Here is a 12,854-nt window from a genome sequence, read left to right on the forward strand (position 1 = left end):
ACCCCTTACCTGGCTGCCTGGATCGACAGCGCTTGCCCGCCGTACGGTCTGGTCATCGCGGTCATTCCTCGACGTACGGGATCACGATGATGGTGGCCGCGGCCGGATCGGCTTCGGCGGCAATGCCGCCCAACGAGCCTGCCGCCGAGGCGGTGCCGCCGACCGGTCGGGTGGCCGCGGACGCGACGGCGCGCCCGGCCAGGCTGGACAAGCCCATCTGGCTGAAGACGCCCTCCTCGCCGGCCATCGCGGCCGGCAGCGCCGCCATGTTGGTGGGCAACCCCTGGGCGAGTGTTCGGATCGCCGGGGCGGCTTCCGTCCAGCCCTGCGGCACCGACATGCTGCCGACCAGAGCGGCCTTGCCCATCGACCCCGACACCTGGCCCGATCCAACCGCGGAACTCAGCATGGGCTTGACGGCGCTGGGGCCGCTGGTGAGCGGCGCCAATGCCCCCGAAATGGCTTTCGGCCCGGCCAGATAGGCGGCGGCGCCCTGCCCGTTCTGGCCCCAGGAGTAGGCCTGGCCGAACGACAGGAACGGACCGCCAGGGATGCTGCTCCACGACTGCGGGGAGTACGGCCCGGTGAGGACTGACCAGAACTCGTTCCAGTTGGTCACGGCACTCGGCAGGGTAAGTGACGAGCCCGACGCCGCCGGCGTTGAGCTGGCATTCGTCGCCGCCTGGGCCGCCGGCTGCATCGTGGTGCTCAGTTGGGACAGGTGGCTGACGGTATTCGCGCTGGACTGCCCGGTGCTCTGGGCGACCGCGGCGGCCTGCGTCGGACCGGCCGAGTCGTTGGTGGTCTGGGGTGGCTCCGCGAACGGGGTCAGCTGAGAGGCGCCCGCCGACGCCGCCGTGTACGCGTACATGGCGGCGGCATCCTGCGCCCACATCTCCATGTACTGGGCTTCGGTGGCTGCGATCGCCGGGGTGTTCTGCCCGAGGATGTTGGTGGCGACCAGCGTCGCGAGCAGCGAGCGGTTGGCGGCGATCACCGGCGGCGGAACCGTCGCCGCGAATGCGGCCTCGTAGGCGCCGGCCGCGAGTTTGGCCTGGGCGCCCGCCTGCTCGGCCTGTGCGCCGGTGGCGTGGATCCACGCCACGTACGGTGCTGCCGCGGCCGCCATCGCGATGGATGAGGGGCCCGTCCACGGACCCGTTGCAAGGGTTTCGATCGTCGAGCTGTACGACGCCCCGGTGCTCTGCAGCTCCCCGGCCAATTCGTCCCACGCCGCCGCCGCGGCCAGCAGCGGTCCCGACCCCGCTCCGACGTACATCCGCCCCGAGTTGTATTCCGGCGGATAAGCCCCGAAATCCAACATCTAAAACCTCCGGTCCCTCATCTGGCGGCCATGGTAGGCACCGCTTCGCGACCCCGGCATCGACGAAGTCGCAGCTCTAAGGGAATTCATGCAATCCACTACGAGATACATGTGCAGATTCCATGTGCTGCAGACAACGAAGCCATCTTGCTCCTAGCTCTGAATCGGCGCCTAAATGGCGTACAAACGAGTAGTCAAGCGACGCTGCTTTTGCACTGACGATGCTGCCGATCGCTTATTTCGTCGGGCGTTGCCGTCAGGTAAACATTTGTAAAACAAATCTGTTTACAACGTCTTGACCTGTGTGAGAACGGTATATAGCAAGCGTCGAGTTAGTGGTGTAGATCACGTAGTGAAGCGCGTATGGGCAGCATTCAGCGACGGATTAACACGATTAATCCGTGTACCCACCAGTTCGACGAATTCTGATACGAAAATCGGCACCGTTGCCGACATTATCGACTAGCTCAAAAGCTACCGCTCTTGTTTCCGATTGCGAATCTTGGCAACCCCTTTTATCGGTTTAAGAAACTTACTAAGTCGTATATTTTTCGGTTCGTCGGAAGCGCATCCCAGCTCTTGATAACGCCGTCGTCCGCTATGAATTCACTAGACGCATTTCGACACTGCTGCGGAAGCAACGAAAACGTTCCGCCCGCAGGAGTCGGCCTGCTGGTAGAGCAGCAGCCGGCACATCACGAACGACGGCCTGATGTTCAGCCCCCGACGGCGCGGCCCGGGCGCGGATCGGGGCCCATGGGCGTCTACATCGCCGAACTGGTAATTGATCGTCATACCCTTCTCCTACGGTTCCCTCATACGAGTAGACGCGGTCACTCTGCTCTGGCACTGATTAGCTACTGGCAGTTTCCTGGAAGGACATCTTCTGCTGATCACCGCCGCTTTCCGGTTCCACTCCCACGCCGATAACGGGGTCTGAGCCGTTGCCGAACAGCCCGAATTTGTGGATTTGTGTGGATAGAAATGGGACCGACCACCAGACCGCCGGGTTCTCACAAACCTGGTTGCGTCCTGTGAAGGGGTTCGGCACGCCAACAACGTCAGGTGGCGCGCCGCCCGACGTTGTTTTATCGACGACCCGAAAGGGTGACGACTGCGGTGTGAAACGACGTTCACGCTTGGCTGCGATGTGGATGCTGGCGCGCCCGCGAGCACCGGGCGCGCTGGGGTAATTATCGCGAGCCTTGCGTACGCACACGTCGGGGGCTACGCCACACACAGGCACGGTGGACACGACGTGCGGACTCGGTTCTCCAGCCTCCGATATGGCCTTAGCTACTGCTCTGGGGGTTTGTTCCCCCATCGCTGGTGGATAGACGGTCGGGGCAGTAGACGCTGGCCGCGACCTGGACGAACAGGGCGGCTTTTCCTGTGGCGAATGCCGGGTTGAGCTCGTGGACGTCCCTGATGATGTCGAGTTCTGTGGTACCTGACTTGGCCAAGTCGCACACCTTTTGGCCCGCTTTTATCGCACGGTCGGGACTCTGATAGGTGATACCAGCCTTGTTGAGGGCGGCGAGGAACGCGTCGTCATCGGAGTCGGCGCGGGCTGGTACTGCCATGCCGACTAAGGCAACGACGCTGGCCAGAAACGGTAGGAACCTCATGTCGCGACCTCGCTGTCCCTAGCCGGCGGCCGGTGGGCGACCCATGATGCGGGGACGGAACCCGTACATCGGCTCAGAGAACTCGTCCTCGTGCCCACCGGGGATCCCCGCCAGGGGCACACCCGGCATGCCCACTGCCCCAGCCTCTTCCATCACCATCGGGGTGGCGGCGCCGAAACCGTGGTACGCCCCTAGGCCGACCTGAGTCGTCGCGGCCACCGGCGTGATCGCCGCACCCGTTGCGCCCCAGGCCGGCGGAACCGACAGGGCCCCAACCAGGCTCGCCTGCCCTACGCCCGCCACCGCTGCCGCGCCGGGCGCGGTCACCGACGCAAGGTTCGCGGTACCCCCGAGGCCGGCGGCCAGAACTCCCAGTCCCGACGTGGTTGAGTCGACGGCGTTCAGCGAGTTGATGGAGTTCATGCTGACCGCCGAATCGATGAACGACGTCGGGTTCAGCAGCCCGCTGGTGGTAAAGGCGTTGGAGAAGTTGGCGACCGAGGCGTTGTTGAGGAAGCTTCCCAGCAGTGACCCGTTGCTCCCATCCAGGTAGTTCATCAACCCGGCGAGCCCGGTGGTGGAGGTATTCGTATTGGGAGCAAGGCCAAGCCACTCCAGCAGACTCTGCCCCGAGGAGGTGCCCGAGCTGCTCGAGGCGGCGTTGACAACTGCGGCGGTTTGTTGGGCCGTCCCGTCGCTGGCGGTGTCGGATTGCGGTTGTTGGAATGGCGTCATTTCGGTCGCCGCGCGCGAGGCGGTGCTGTAGCTGGTCATCGCGGAGGCGTCTTGAGCCCACATCTCGCCGTATTGGACCTCGTTGGCCGCAATCAACCCAGTGTTCTGGCCGAAAACGTTGCTTGCCACCAAGTTCGTCAGCTGGGTGCGATTGGCCGCGACGACGGCCGGGGGCACGGTTGCGGCGAACGCGGCCTCGTAGGCGGCTGCGGCCGCGTTGGCTTGTGCGCCGGCCTGCTCGGCCTGCGCGGCGGTGGTGTTGAGCCACTCGACGAAAGGTGCGACCGCAGCCGACATTTTCGTCGAGGACGGGCCGAACCAGCCTTCGCTGGTAAGCGCTGCGATCACCGATTCATAACCGGTTGCTGCGGAACGCATTTCAGCAGAGATGGCATTCCACGCAGCCCCGGCGGCCAACATGGATTCCGAGCCTGGGCCGGAATAGATTCTGGCCGAGTTGATTTCCGGCGGCAATCCCGCATAAAGCGACATGACATCTTCTCCAGAGTTCTTAGCCGGCGGCCGGCGGGCGCGGCATGACGACGGGTCGGAACCCGTATTTGGGGATGGCGCGGCGTAGTCGCCTGCCGGTGCCGCCCATCGGCCCCGCGACGCCTCCGGGTCCGCCTGCCGCTGGCGCTGCCCCCGTGTCAGTGAGACCGGTAACGCCGGTGGCCTGCACGGCCGTTTGACCGGGGGTGATATTGGCCGCCGACGCCCAGCTTTGCGGCACCGACATCGACCCCACCAGATGCGCGTTGCCTACCCCGGCGGATGCGCCGCCGAGGCCGGCCGACCCCACTGTGTTCGATGCCAGGTCGGCAGTCGCGACGCCTTCGGCGTCGGCGGCGAAGTCCCCTAGACCCCCCAGTGTCGTGGCGTGCTGCGCTGCCAGGACGCCCTGCAGCGATGAAATGATGAATTGCGGGTTGAACGGGCCGCCGGCAAGAGCACCGTTCACCACCGCGGTACTGAAGAAGTTGCCATTCGTGAAGGTGCCGAAGGCCGAATTGTCCGAGCCGCTCAGCAGGCCCGCCAGGTACGACGACACCGACCCCGAGGACGAGGAGGTGGAACCGCTAGCTGCCGACGACAGGTTCGACTGCACGGCACCGGCCGGTGTTTGAGCCACCTGAGCCACCGCGTTGGTTTGGCCGGCCACACCGTCGGCGCTGGTGTTCGACTGCGGCGTGGCCAGCGGCGTAAATTGTGCCGCCGCACTCGATGCGGTGGCATACCCGTTCATCGCGCCCGCGTCCTGAGCCCACATTTCGCCGTATTGGGCTTCGGTGGCCGCGATTGCCGGGGTGTTCTGGCCAAACACGTTGGTAGCGACCAGCATCGCCAATTGAGCGCGATTGGCCGCGACGACCGGCGGGGGCACTGTCATCGCAAACGCCGACTCATAAGCGGACGCCGCGGCGAAGGCCTTACTGCCGACCTCCTCGGCCTGGGTGGCGGTGCCGACCAGCCAAGCCAAATAGGGTGTCGCCGCGGCCAACATCGACATCGACGAAGGCCCCAGCCAACCCGAACCCGTCAGTTCGGTCACCACAGATCCGTAAGATGCTGCAGCAGAACGCATCTCCGCGGCCATCGTGTTCCATGCTGCGGCGGCGGCGAGCATCGGCCCCGATCCGGGACCGGAATATATTCTTGCCGAGTTGATTTCCGGCGGCAGCGCCGCAAAGTCCAACATTGTCCATCCCCCGGCGTGCTCAGCGGGCCGAAGCGGCGTTGATGGCTTCGGTGGCCGCATACGATCCGGCACTGGTCTGCAAGGTGGTCACGAAGTTTTCGTGTATCGCCGCAGCTTGGGCGCTGAGCGCCTGAAATGTCTGAGCGTGCCGCGCGAACTGCGCAGCGGTCATCAGTGACACCTCGTCGGCGGCGGCGGGCACCACTCCAGTCATCGGGATGGCGGTGGCCGAGTTCTGGGCGGTCAGGTCGGAACCGATCTCTTGCAGCCGGCTGGCGGCAATGGCCAGCGATTCCGGCTGTGCGGTAACAAAGTTCATGACAAATCTCCCCATGAAGAAGTCGGCATGCCAGGGATTCTGGCCAGCCGCGGGCGCGCGCCTACGCCGCACTCAGCGAGCGCGCGTGCTACGAAAATCGGCTAAATACAAGCCAATTCAGGAAATTACGATGCCGAGGTCGGATCGACGCGAAATGGTCAACGATCTGGCATACGGACTGTCATCGGGACTAATTCGCTCTCACCTCCTCAAGACCAGGGCACGCGGGGATGCCACACATTGCACATGGGGAGGAACAACCAGGCGAAACGACCGGCTGCGGCACCCCTCTCGTCAGAGCTTCGGCACCACACGGCGTATCCGACCAACCAAAGCCGGAAGCCACTTGGGCTCAACCCTTAATCCGGGAGGAGCTGTCCTGACCCTGGGCGTCTTTCGACGTTCGAGGTCAGTGGCCTGTGTCCGTGCAGACGCCTCACCTAGCGAGGTGCTTGCATTGGCAATGGTGGCACTCGGCCCCCGTTGAGTCAAGCTGACCTACAACGCAATCCCAACGGTTCACGCCCCCGTCACCTTGCGGGCACGCGCAACAGCATCCGTTCCGACGGCGCTCGGACCCGACAGCGACGGGTCAGTCCGCCTTTTTCTCGGCGACCGCCGCGCTGAGACCCTCGGCGAGATCCTCCTGGGTCAGCTCCTTGAAACGCAGCAGTTGACGCTCGCTGAACTCGGTCACGTCGCTGGACAGCACCGCATCCAGGTCCTCGTCGTCGAGACGGAAACTGCGGTGATCGCGGGCCTTCTCCACCACGTTGCGCACGAAACCGGCGTTGCCGAGCGTATCGATGCCGCGGATGAGATCGCCGTCCTCCGAATAAGTTTCGTCGAGGTAGAACTTCGTGTACGACGGCAACAGCGCCTGGGCCGATTCGTCGGTGATCACGTCTTCGTTCTCCTGGCCCATCAACCGGGTCAGCGCGACCAGCTCGTCCGGGGTGTAGCTGAAGAACTCGATGACGGTCGAAAAACGCCGTCGCAGACCCTGATTCACCTCGAGCATCTTGTCCATGGCCTTGGCGTAGCCGGCGCCGAAGACCACCAGCTCGTCGCGATGGTTCTCCATGTACAACAGCAACGTGTTGATGATCGCGTTGCCGTAGGGGTCGCCCTGCTGGTAGCCCTTCTCGTGCAGCGTGTGCATCTCATCGAAGAAAACCGCGCCGCCCAAGGCGCCTTCCAGGAGTTCCTCGGTGTTCTTCTCGGCGTCGGCCATGTAACGGCCCAGCAGCTTGGTCCGGCTGGTTTCCACCACCACGGGCTTGCGCAGCACGGTCAGCCCACACAGCTGCTTGCTGAAAGCCCTTGCCACCGAAGTCTTTCCGGTTCCGGGCGGGCCGAGCAACAACGTGTGGCGCGAGGTGACCGGCACCGGCAGGCCCATCTTGGCGCGCGCCAGGTTCACCTTGGTGGTCGACTTGATCAGCTTGATCTCGCGCTTGGCGCGCTCCATGCCGAGCATGGCGTTGAGCTCGGCGTCACCTTCGGCCAGGTACTTCGCCGCCTCTTCGGCGTGGCGGGCGGCCTCCGTCTCGGCCCGGGTCGGCGCGCTGTCCGGATCCCACGGGTCGGTCCGGGCCTCGATCGTCTCCGGATCGGTCAGGACCAGGCGGAAGTTCGGGTTGTCCAGCGCTTCGCGGGCCGGCGTGAACTTCGGATCCCGCGAGTACACCCGGCGCAGCAGCTCGACGGCCTCATCTTCGCGGCCCAGATGCCGCAGGCACATGCCCTGCGTGTACAGGGCGATGTTGGCCGCGCCCGGCACCCGGTCGCCCTCGATGGCCTCCTGGCCCCGGCGCAACGCCTCCTCGAACACACCCAGCGACGCCAGCGCCGTGGTGGCCATCGCGGCGCCGGCGGCCTTCAGTTCGGGCTGCCGCCAGCTCTTCCCCTCGGCGAACTGATGCAGCACATCCGGCCACCGAGCGGTGCGGAAATACAGCACGCCGCGCACGTAGCTGACCAGTTCCTCATCGACCGGCTGACGGGGTTCGACGCCGTCGATCAGTTTCGCGGCTTCCTCGTAGCGTTTCGCTGCGGCGAGGACCGCGGCGTACGCACACGCCAGCGTCTCCACGGTGGTGACGGCCAGCCGCAGGAACAACCCGTCGGAAACCTCGGGCCGGAACTGCAACTCGGTCACCCCGAGGCGGCGGGTCTCCCAACCGAACGTCCGGATCGAGGACCACGCACCGGACAGCACATCGATGCTCTGCTCCCCCGCCAGGATCCGCGCGAGCCAGGCGTCACACATTCCCGGATCCAGGTTGGTCGCTGTGTTGAACATCTGCGCCGCAACCTGCGGATTGTGGCTGGGCTGCAGCCCATTGACCGAGACGCCCGAGGCCAGCAGGCCCGCGACCATCGCGTTACGGGCACCTTCAGCGGTTGATTGCGGCCTCGTCATTGCGCTACAGGTACGCCCGCCGAGCTCCCTCGCAGCTGGTCGACGGATAGTGCAAGGTCGTCATCGTCGGCGCGCAATGGACGGCTCGGCACGACCAGCAGGGGGCGCACCGTCGGGGCGGGCAGGCTGGCCCGCACCGCGGCCAGCTGCCGTCCGGTGAGACGGTTGAGGCCCGACGAGACGTTTCTGCGCAACCGCTTTTCGGTGTGGTACCGCACCCAGGCCGATACCTGCGGCCGGCCGCCGCGCGAGGTGAGCCGGATGGTCAGCACCGTAGCAGCGGTCTCGTCCTCCCACAGCTCGTCCAGCTTGTCGGTAGTGATGTCGGACGGCGACAACCACAGGCTGGTGACGAACCCGTTAAAGTGCTTGAGGCGGCGCCAGCCGGGACGGCTCCAGGTCGGCTCCAGATCGGCCAGGACCGCACGATCGACCTCGGCCAGCTCCTCCGCGGTCAGCGGCCGGGCCGCACAGGTCAGCCCGTCGAGATCCTGGGCGAGCCGTTCGGTGGCGGCAACCAAGGTCGACGCCAGCGAATCGCGGGCCGCCACGGCGGCGACATTGCGCTGCGGGTTCATCCGCAACACCAGCCAGGTGCGGCGAATGTACGAGGTGGGCGCGTCGTTGGCCACCTCCCACTCCTCGGGGCCCCAGTCGTCCAGCTTGGACAACTCGGCGGCCGAAACTCCAGAGCCGCCGCGGCGGACCTTCACCGACACGATGTCGACGTCATCGAGGTGGACGTCGAACTGACGCAGGCCCGAAGCGACGGCCGACACCAGCAGGGTGGGGGGCGAGTTCCGGTGCCGGAGGCGCGAGGCCGAGTCGTCGTCGCCGCCGCTGATGGCGATCACCGTGACCAGCTGGCCTTCGTGCTGACGCACGCCGACCTTGTCACGCCCGTACTTGCGCTGGTAGTCGAGGGCCGGGGTGCAGCCCGTGGCCAGCGCGGAGCCCGGATCGGCGGACCAATCCCACAGCCACGTGGCCAGCCCCGACGTGACGGTGAGGCCGTGGTAGGTGACCAGCGACAGCAGCGTCACCAGCACGGCCAGGCCGACACCGACCCAGAACGCGATGCGATACGTGCCCTGCCAGGACTCGGGGCAGTGGCTGGCCACCAGCATGATCACGACATCGACCAAAAACACGGTGGTCAGCCGCGGCCACGACAAGGACAACCCGAACCTGCGCTGACGCTTCATGAGTGCTGCTGCTCCGCCCCTATTGCTGTTTCCGCGATCGCTTCATCAGCATCGCCGTACCGAACACTCCGCCGCCGATGAGTAGCGCCCCGAGCAAGCCGCCGGCGGCCACCCACACTGGCACCATATCGCGGTGCGGGACGGGTTTCGGAATGTTCAGCGGTGCCGACAGTTGCTGCGGCGGTTTCACCGGACCGTCGGGTACGTCCCAGGTCAGTGCCGCCACCGGGTCGACCACGCCGTGACCGACCTGGTTGTCCACGCCGCGCGCCGGCGCGCGGGCGGTCCGGGTCAACCGGTTGATGACCTGATACGCCGACAGCTGCGGGAACTTGGCCCGCACGAGTGCCGCAACGCCGGACACGATCGCCGCCGAGAAGCTCGTGCCGGACGGAACCAGCAGCGTGTTGTCGGGTCCGTCGATCGCGTTGATCAGGCCGTCGTCCCGGGGCGACAGTCCGATGACGTCGGTTCCGGGTGCGGCGATCCCGACCCATGGCCCGGCCACGCTCGTCGATGCCTGGCCCTGATTGCCCTGGCTCAGCGGGCGGCCTTCGGTGTCGACCGCACCGACCGTCAGGACGTAGTCGCTGAACCAGGACGGCGTCACGACCGTGGTGACCGCGTTCCAGTTGCGAGGATCGTTGGGCTGCAACGGATCATGGGGCGGGTTCTGCTTGCAGTCCTTCTTGCTGGTGTCGCCGGCGGCAGCCACGATGACGGCGTTCTTGTCGACCGCCGCGTAGCGTACCGCCGCGCCCAGCGAACGCTGGTCGATGATGTTGCGCGCGCTCATGCAGGTCACATCCGAGATGTTGATGACCTGAGCACCCATGTTGGCGGCGTGCACGATCGCCCGCGCCATCGTCTGCACGCTGTCGATCTTCGCCGACGTCTGCGGATCCTCGTCGCCGGTGTAGGCGTCCTTGAGGCCGAAGGCCTGGCTGGACTGCCGGATCGCGATGATGTCGACATCCGGGGCCACCCCGCTGAACGCGTCCGGACCGGCCTTCGGCGGTGGGGGCGGGGGCGGTGGTGGCGGCGGGTCAAGCGGGCGCGGGCCGCGCAGGTTGTCGACGTTGGCCACGTGGGCGCCACCGGCATAGCCCGGGATGGTCACCGTGCCGTCGCCGTGGCTGGACGCCGGCGCTTGCCCATTGGGACCCTGGCCGCCCTGAGACGGTCCCGGGGGCGGGCCCGCGGGCTGCGGAGCCGCCGGTTGGGGAGCCGCCGGTTGCGGCGGTGGCGCGCCGAAGGGACCCGGGGCCGGCGCTTGTTCCTGGGACTGCGACGGCGGCGGCGGGACCATCGTCACGGTCTGCGGCAGCGGCGACAACGTCACCGTCTGCGGCGGTGGCGCTTTCGGCGGGGGCTCGGTAGTGGGGATGGTGACCGGCTTGCGCGGTGCCGCCGGTGGCACGCCCGCGCCGTTGGCCGACGCCGCACCGATCATCGACGCCACGATGGTGCCGTGCGCGTCGCAGTCGGACAGTCCGTCCCCCGACATGATGTAGTCACCGCCGGGAATCAGGTGCGGAAACCTGGGGTGCGGCGTCACGCCGGTGTCGATGACGGCCACCTTCACGCCGGCACCCCGACCGAACTGCCACGCCTCCTGCAGATTCAGCATGTCCATGTACTTGGGCTGCAGCCGGAAATCCGTCCCGGGCAGCACACCGACCTCGGTGCAGTACGAGTTCTGCTTCATCGGAGCCCCCGGTCCCGGCGTACCGTCCGGCGGGACCGCGCCGGCGTCGATCGTCGGGGGCGAGATCGCGTACGCGGGCGGCAGGCCGGCTAAGGCGCCCGACGCGAGAAGCGTCGCGGCGATGGTCGCGGCAGCCGCGCGACCACGCCACATCTTGCCGTTAGCGATAGCGGATTGCTGCATAGACATTCATCAACCACAATGCCAGCGGGAAAATTGGCATCAGGCAGAGGTATTCAATCCATTCCACGAATTTGCGGAATAGCGGACTGTAGACGGTGTTCGGCACGACGGCCGCCGATGTCAGTCCCGCCGCGGGCAGCAGAACCAGGATTGCCGCGCTGATCGAGACCGCGAGCGGCGACTGCAGCACCAGTGCGTAGCGCAACACCACCGCACCGACGATCAGCACCGCCGTCCCGGCCAGGGTGATCGCCTGCCAGCGGTCGACGTAGGAGCGGCCGCGCAGCATCAGGAATCCCGCGCTGAAGCCGGCCAGCAGGACCGGCAGCCAGCGCTGTCCGGTGTGCGGATCCGACAGCGCGGTCAGGGAGACGATCATCAGCACGCCGAGCCCGATCAGCAAACCCGACAGGAAGGACCGGGCGCGTTCGGCCTGGGTCAGCACATCGCGGACGGAGGCGGGCCCCTCCAGGACCGGCGGCCCACCGTCGGAGCGCACCACCGTGGTGGGCAGGTCGGGCCGGGCCTCGAACACCCACCGGCTGGTCGCCGACGGGAAGACGGGCAGCCGGATGCCGGCCAGTCGCCGCGAGATCGCCGGCGCACTCTGGTAGATCATGACGGACACCAGCACGACGCAGGTGAACAGCGTGACGGCGCTCGTCATGGCGACCATGCGCGCGAGCGCGGCCACCGACGCGATCAGGCCGACGGTGACGATGGCGGTGTAGATCGCCAGGCGGCGTCCGGTGAATCGCAGGGCGAGGATCGCCGCGATCGTGAGGACCCCGAAACCCAGTACCGCGTGCGGTGATCCGACGCCGCCGGGCGGCGCCGACGCCGCCGAGATCGCCAACGGCGCGAGGCTGCTCAACAGCATGGTGTCGGCGACGCGCCGTTCCTGCTGCGTGTGGGCCCGCATCAACAGCAGAAGCGAAACACCCAGCGCCACGGCGCCGATCACGCCCGCGTACACGGTCGGAAGCCACGAGTTGTGGTGCCAACGCCACCAGCCGAGCAGGCCGGCCGCGGTCGTCACGCCGATGGCCACCATCGACGCACCGACCTGAACCGCGATGACGGGGTCGATGGCGGCGAAGCGCTTGCTGAGGTCCGCCGCGACGGCGGTGGAGATGTGCTCGATGACCTGCGAGCGGTGCTCGGTGTCCGGAATGAACCGGATCCACAACCGGTCGCCGTCGTAGACGTCCTGCTCGCTCAGCGATTGGGTGGCCCGCAGCGGCGAGCCGTCCACCAGGCACAGCGCCCAGCGGCCTCGGCCCGACGCCTCCAGCGGAGTCTCACCGAGCTCGCGCAGCCTGCTGTTGACCACCTTCAGCAACGGTTCGGTCATCACCGAAACGGGAGCGTTGGCGTCCAGCAGGACGCCGATCTGGACACCCGCGCCGGCCATCACGCCGACGACGACTGCCTGAGGCTGCGAGATTCCCTCTACATCAGGCTGTGGTACTTCAACTACCGCAGTCATCGCCCTGTACTCCCTATCGTGATGAATGTGTGAACCCGTGCCGCGAGTCGCGCGCGGGGGTGCGCCGGAGTACCCGTCGAGGTGCTGCGGCCCCCCGCAAAGTGCATTCCGACTAATTGGAATTCCATCTGCCTCGCCT

The 12,854-nt window shown here is 66.5% G+C and carries 10 protein-coding genes, 1 pseudogene and 1 riboswitch; all 11 genes and pseudogenes read right to left on the reverse strand.

What is annotated here, in order from left to right; translation table 11 throughout:
• Nucleotides 1-61: 61 nt before the first annotated feature.
• The 11 genes and pseudogenes from A5760_RS12480 to eccD all read right to left on the reverse strand — a co-directional run bounded on the left by A5760_RS12480 (nt 62) and on the right by eccD (nt 12,715).
• Nucleotides 62-1,324: a PPE family protein gene (locus A5760_RS12480; RefSeq protein WP_064881118.1), complete on the reverse strand. Its 1,263-nt coding sequence runs from the start codon at nt 1,322-1,324 to the stop codon at nt 62-64.
• A 682-nt stretch (nt 1,325-2,006) separates the two neighbouring features.
• Nucleotides 2,007-2,119, reverse strand: a pseudogene (locus A5760_RS26990) (type VII secretion protein EsxI); the annotation flags it as partial.
• Between the two features lie 58 nt (nt 2,120-2,177).
• Nucleotides 2,178-2,543 carry a hypothetical protein gene (locus A5760_RS26670; protein ID WP_155764311.1) on the reverse strand — a complete coding sequence of 122 codons (366 nt, stop codon included), beginning with the start codon at nt 2,541-2,543 and terminating at the stop codon, nt 2,178-2,180.
• A gap of 73 nt (nt 2,544-2,616) precedes the next feature.
• A complete protein-coding gene (locus tag A5760_RS12485) occupies nt 2,617-2,952 on the reverse strand; it encodes a DUF732 domain-containing protein (RefSeq protein WP_064881120.1) in 336 nt (111 codons plus the stop codon).
• A gap of 18 nt (nt 2,953-2,970) precedes the next feature.
• A complete protein-coding gene (locus A5760_RS12490; protein ID WP_064881122.1) occupies nt 2,971-4,179 on the reverse strand; it encodes a PPE family protein in 1,209 nt (402 codons plus the stop codon).
• A 19-nt stretch (nt 4,180-4,198) separates the two neighbouring features.
• Nucleotides 4,199-5,386: a PPE family protein gene (locus A5760_RS12495; RefSeq protein WP_064881124.1), complete on the reverse strand. Its 1,188-nt coding sequence runs from the start codon at nt 5,384-5,386 to the stop codon at nt 4,199-4,201.
• Nucleotides 5,387-5,405: 19 nt separating this feature from the next.
• Nucleotides 5,406-5,705: a PE family protein gene (locus A5760_RS12500; RefSeq protein WP_064881126.1), complete on the reverse strand. Its 300-nt coding sequence runs from the start codon at nt 5,703-5,705 to the stop codon at nt 5,406-5,408.
• A 279-nt stretch (nt 5,706-5,984) separates the two neighbouring features.
• A riboswitch (M-box (ykoK) riboswitch) is annotated at nt 5,985-6,160 on the reverse strand.
• Between the two features lie 137 nt (nt 6,161-6,297).
• Entirely contained in the window at nt 6,298-8,130 is a 1,833-nt protein-coding gene (gene eccA5 / locus A5760_RS12505; protein WP_064881128.1) for a type VII secretion system ESX-5 AAA family ATPase EccA5, read from the reverse strand.
• Complete coding sequence (gene eccE, locus A5760_RS12510; protein ID WP_064881130.1) at nt 8,127-9,335, reverse strand: type VII secretion protein EccE; 1,209 nt, start codon at nt 9,333-9,335, stop codon at nt 8,127-8,129. The genes eccA5 and eccE overlap by 4 nt, the downstream gene beginning before the upstream one ends.
• A 19-nt stretch (nt 9,336-9,354) precedes the next feature.
• On the reverse strand, nt 9,355-11,226 hold the full coding sequence (locus A5760_RS12515) for a S8 family serine peptidase (RefSeq protein ID WP_064881132.1): 1,872 nt from the start codon (nt 11,224-11,226) through the stop codon (nt 9,355-9,357).
• Entirely contained in the window at nt 11,204-12,715 is a 1,512-nt protein-coding gene (gene eccD, locus A5760_RS12520; RefSeq protein ID WP_064881134.1) for a type VII secretion integral membrane protein EccD, read from the reverse strand. The genes A5760_RS12515 and eccD overlap by 23 nt, the downstream gene beginning before the upstream one ends.
• Nucleotides 12,716-12,854: the final 139 nt, after the last annotated feature.

The organism is Mycobacterium colombiense (genome assembly GCF_001665835.1).
Lineage (GTDB): Bacteria > Actinomycetota > Actinomycetes > Mycobacteriales > Mycobacteriaceae > Mycobacterium > Mycobacterium colombiense_A.

Excerpts from the sequence above, each read along its gene's own strand:
- A5760_RS12515 (WP_064881132.1), bottom strand. The coding sequence starts at position 11,226 with ATGCAGCAATCCGCTATCGCTAACGGCAAGATGTGGCGTGGTCGCGCG.
- A5760_RS12495 (WP_064881124.1), bottom strand. The coding sequence starts at position 5,386 with ATGTTGGACTTTGCGGCGCTGCCGCCGGAAATCAACTCGGCAAGAATA.
- A5760_RS12490 (WP_064881122.1), bottom strand. The coding sequence starts at position 4,179 with ATGTCGCTTTATGCGGGATTGCCGCCGGAAATCAACTCGGCCAGAATC.
- eccD (WP_064881134.1), bottom strand. The coding sequence starts at position 12,715 with ATGACTGCGGTAGTTGAAGTACCACAGCCTGATGTAGAGGGAATCTCG.
- eccA5 (WP_064881128.1), bottom strand. The coding sequence starts at position 8,130 with ATGACGAGGCCGCAATCAACCGCTGAAGGTGCCCGTAACGCGATGGTC.
- A5760_RS12485 (WP_064881120.1), bottom strand. The coding sequence starts at position 2,952 with ATGAGGTTCCTACCGTTTCTGGCCAGCGTCGTTGCCTTAGTCGGCATG.
- eccE (WP_064881130.1), bottom strand. The coding sequence starts at position 9,335 with ATGAAGCGTCAGCGCAGGTTCGGGTTGTCCTTGTCGTGGCCGCGGCTG.
- A5760_RS12500 (WP_064881126.1), bottom strand. The coding sequence starts at position 5,705 with ATGAACTTTGTTACCGCACAGCCGGAATCGCTGGCCATTGCCGCCAGC.
- A5760_RS12480 (WP_064881118.1), bottom strand. The coding sequence starts at position 1,324 with ATGTTGGATTTCGGGGCTTATCCGCCGGAATACAACTCGGGGCGGATG.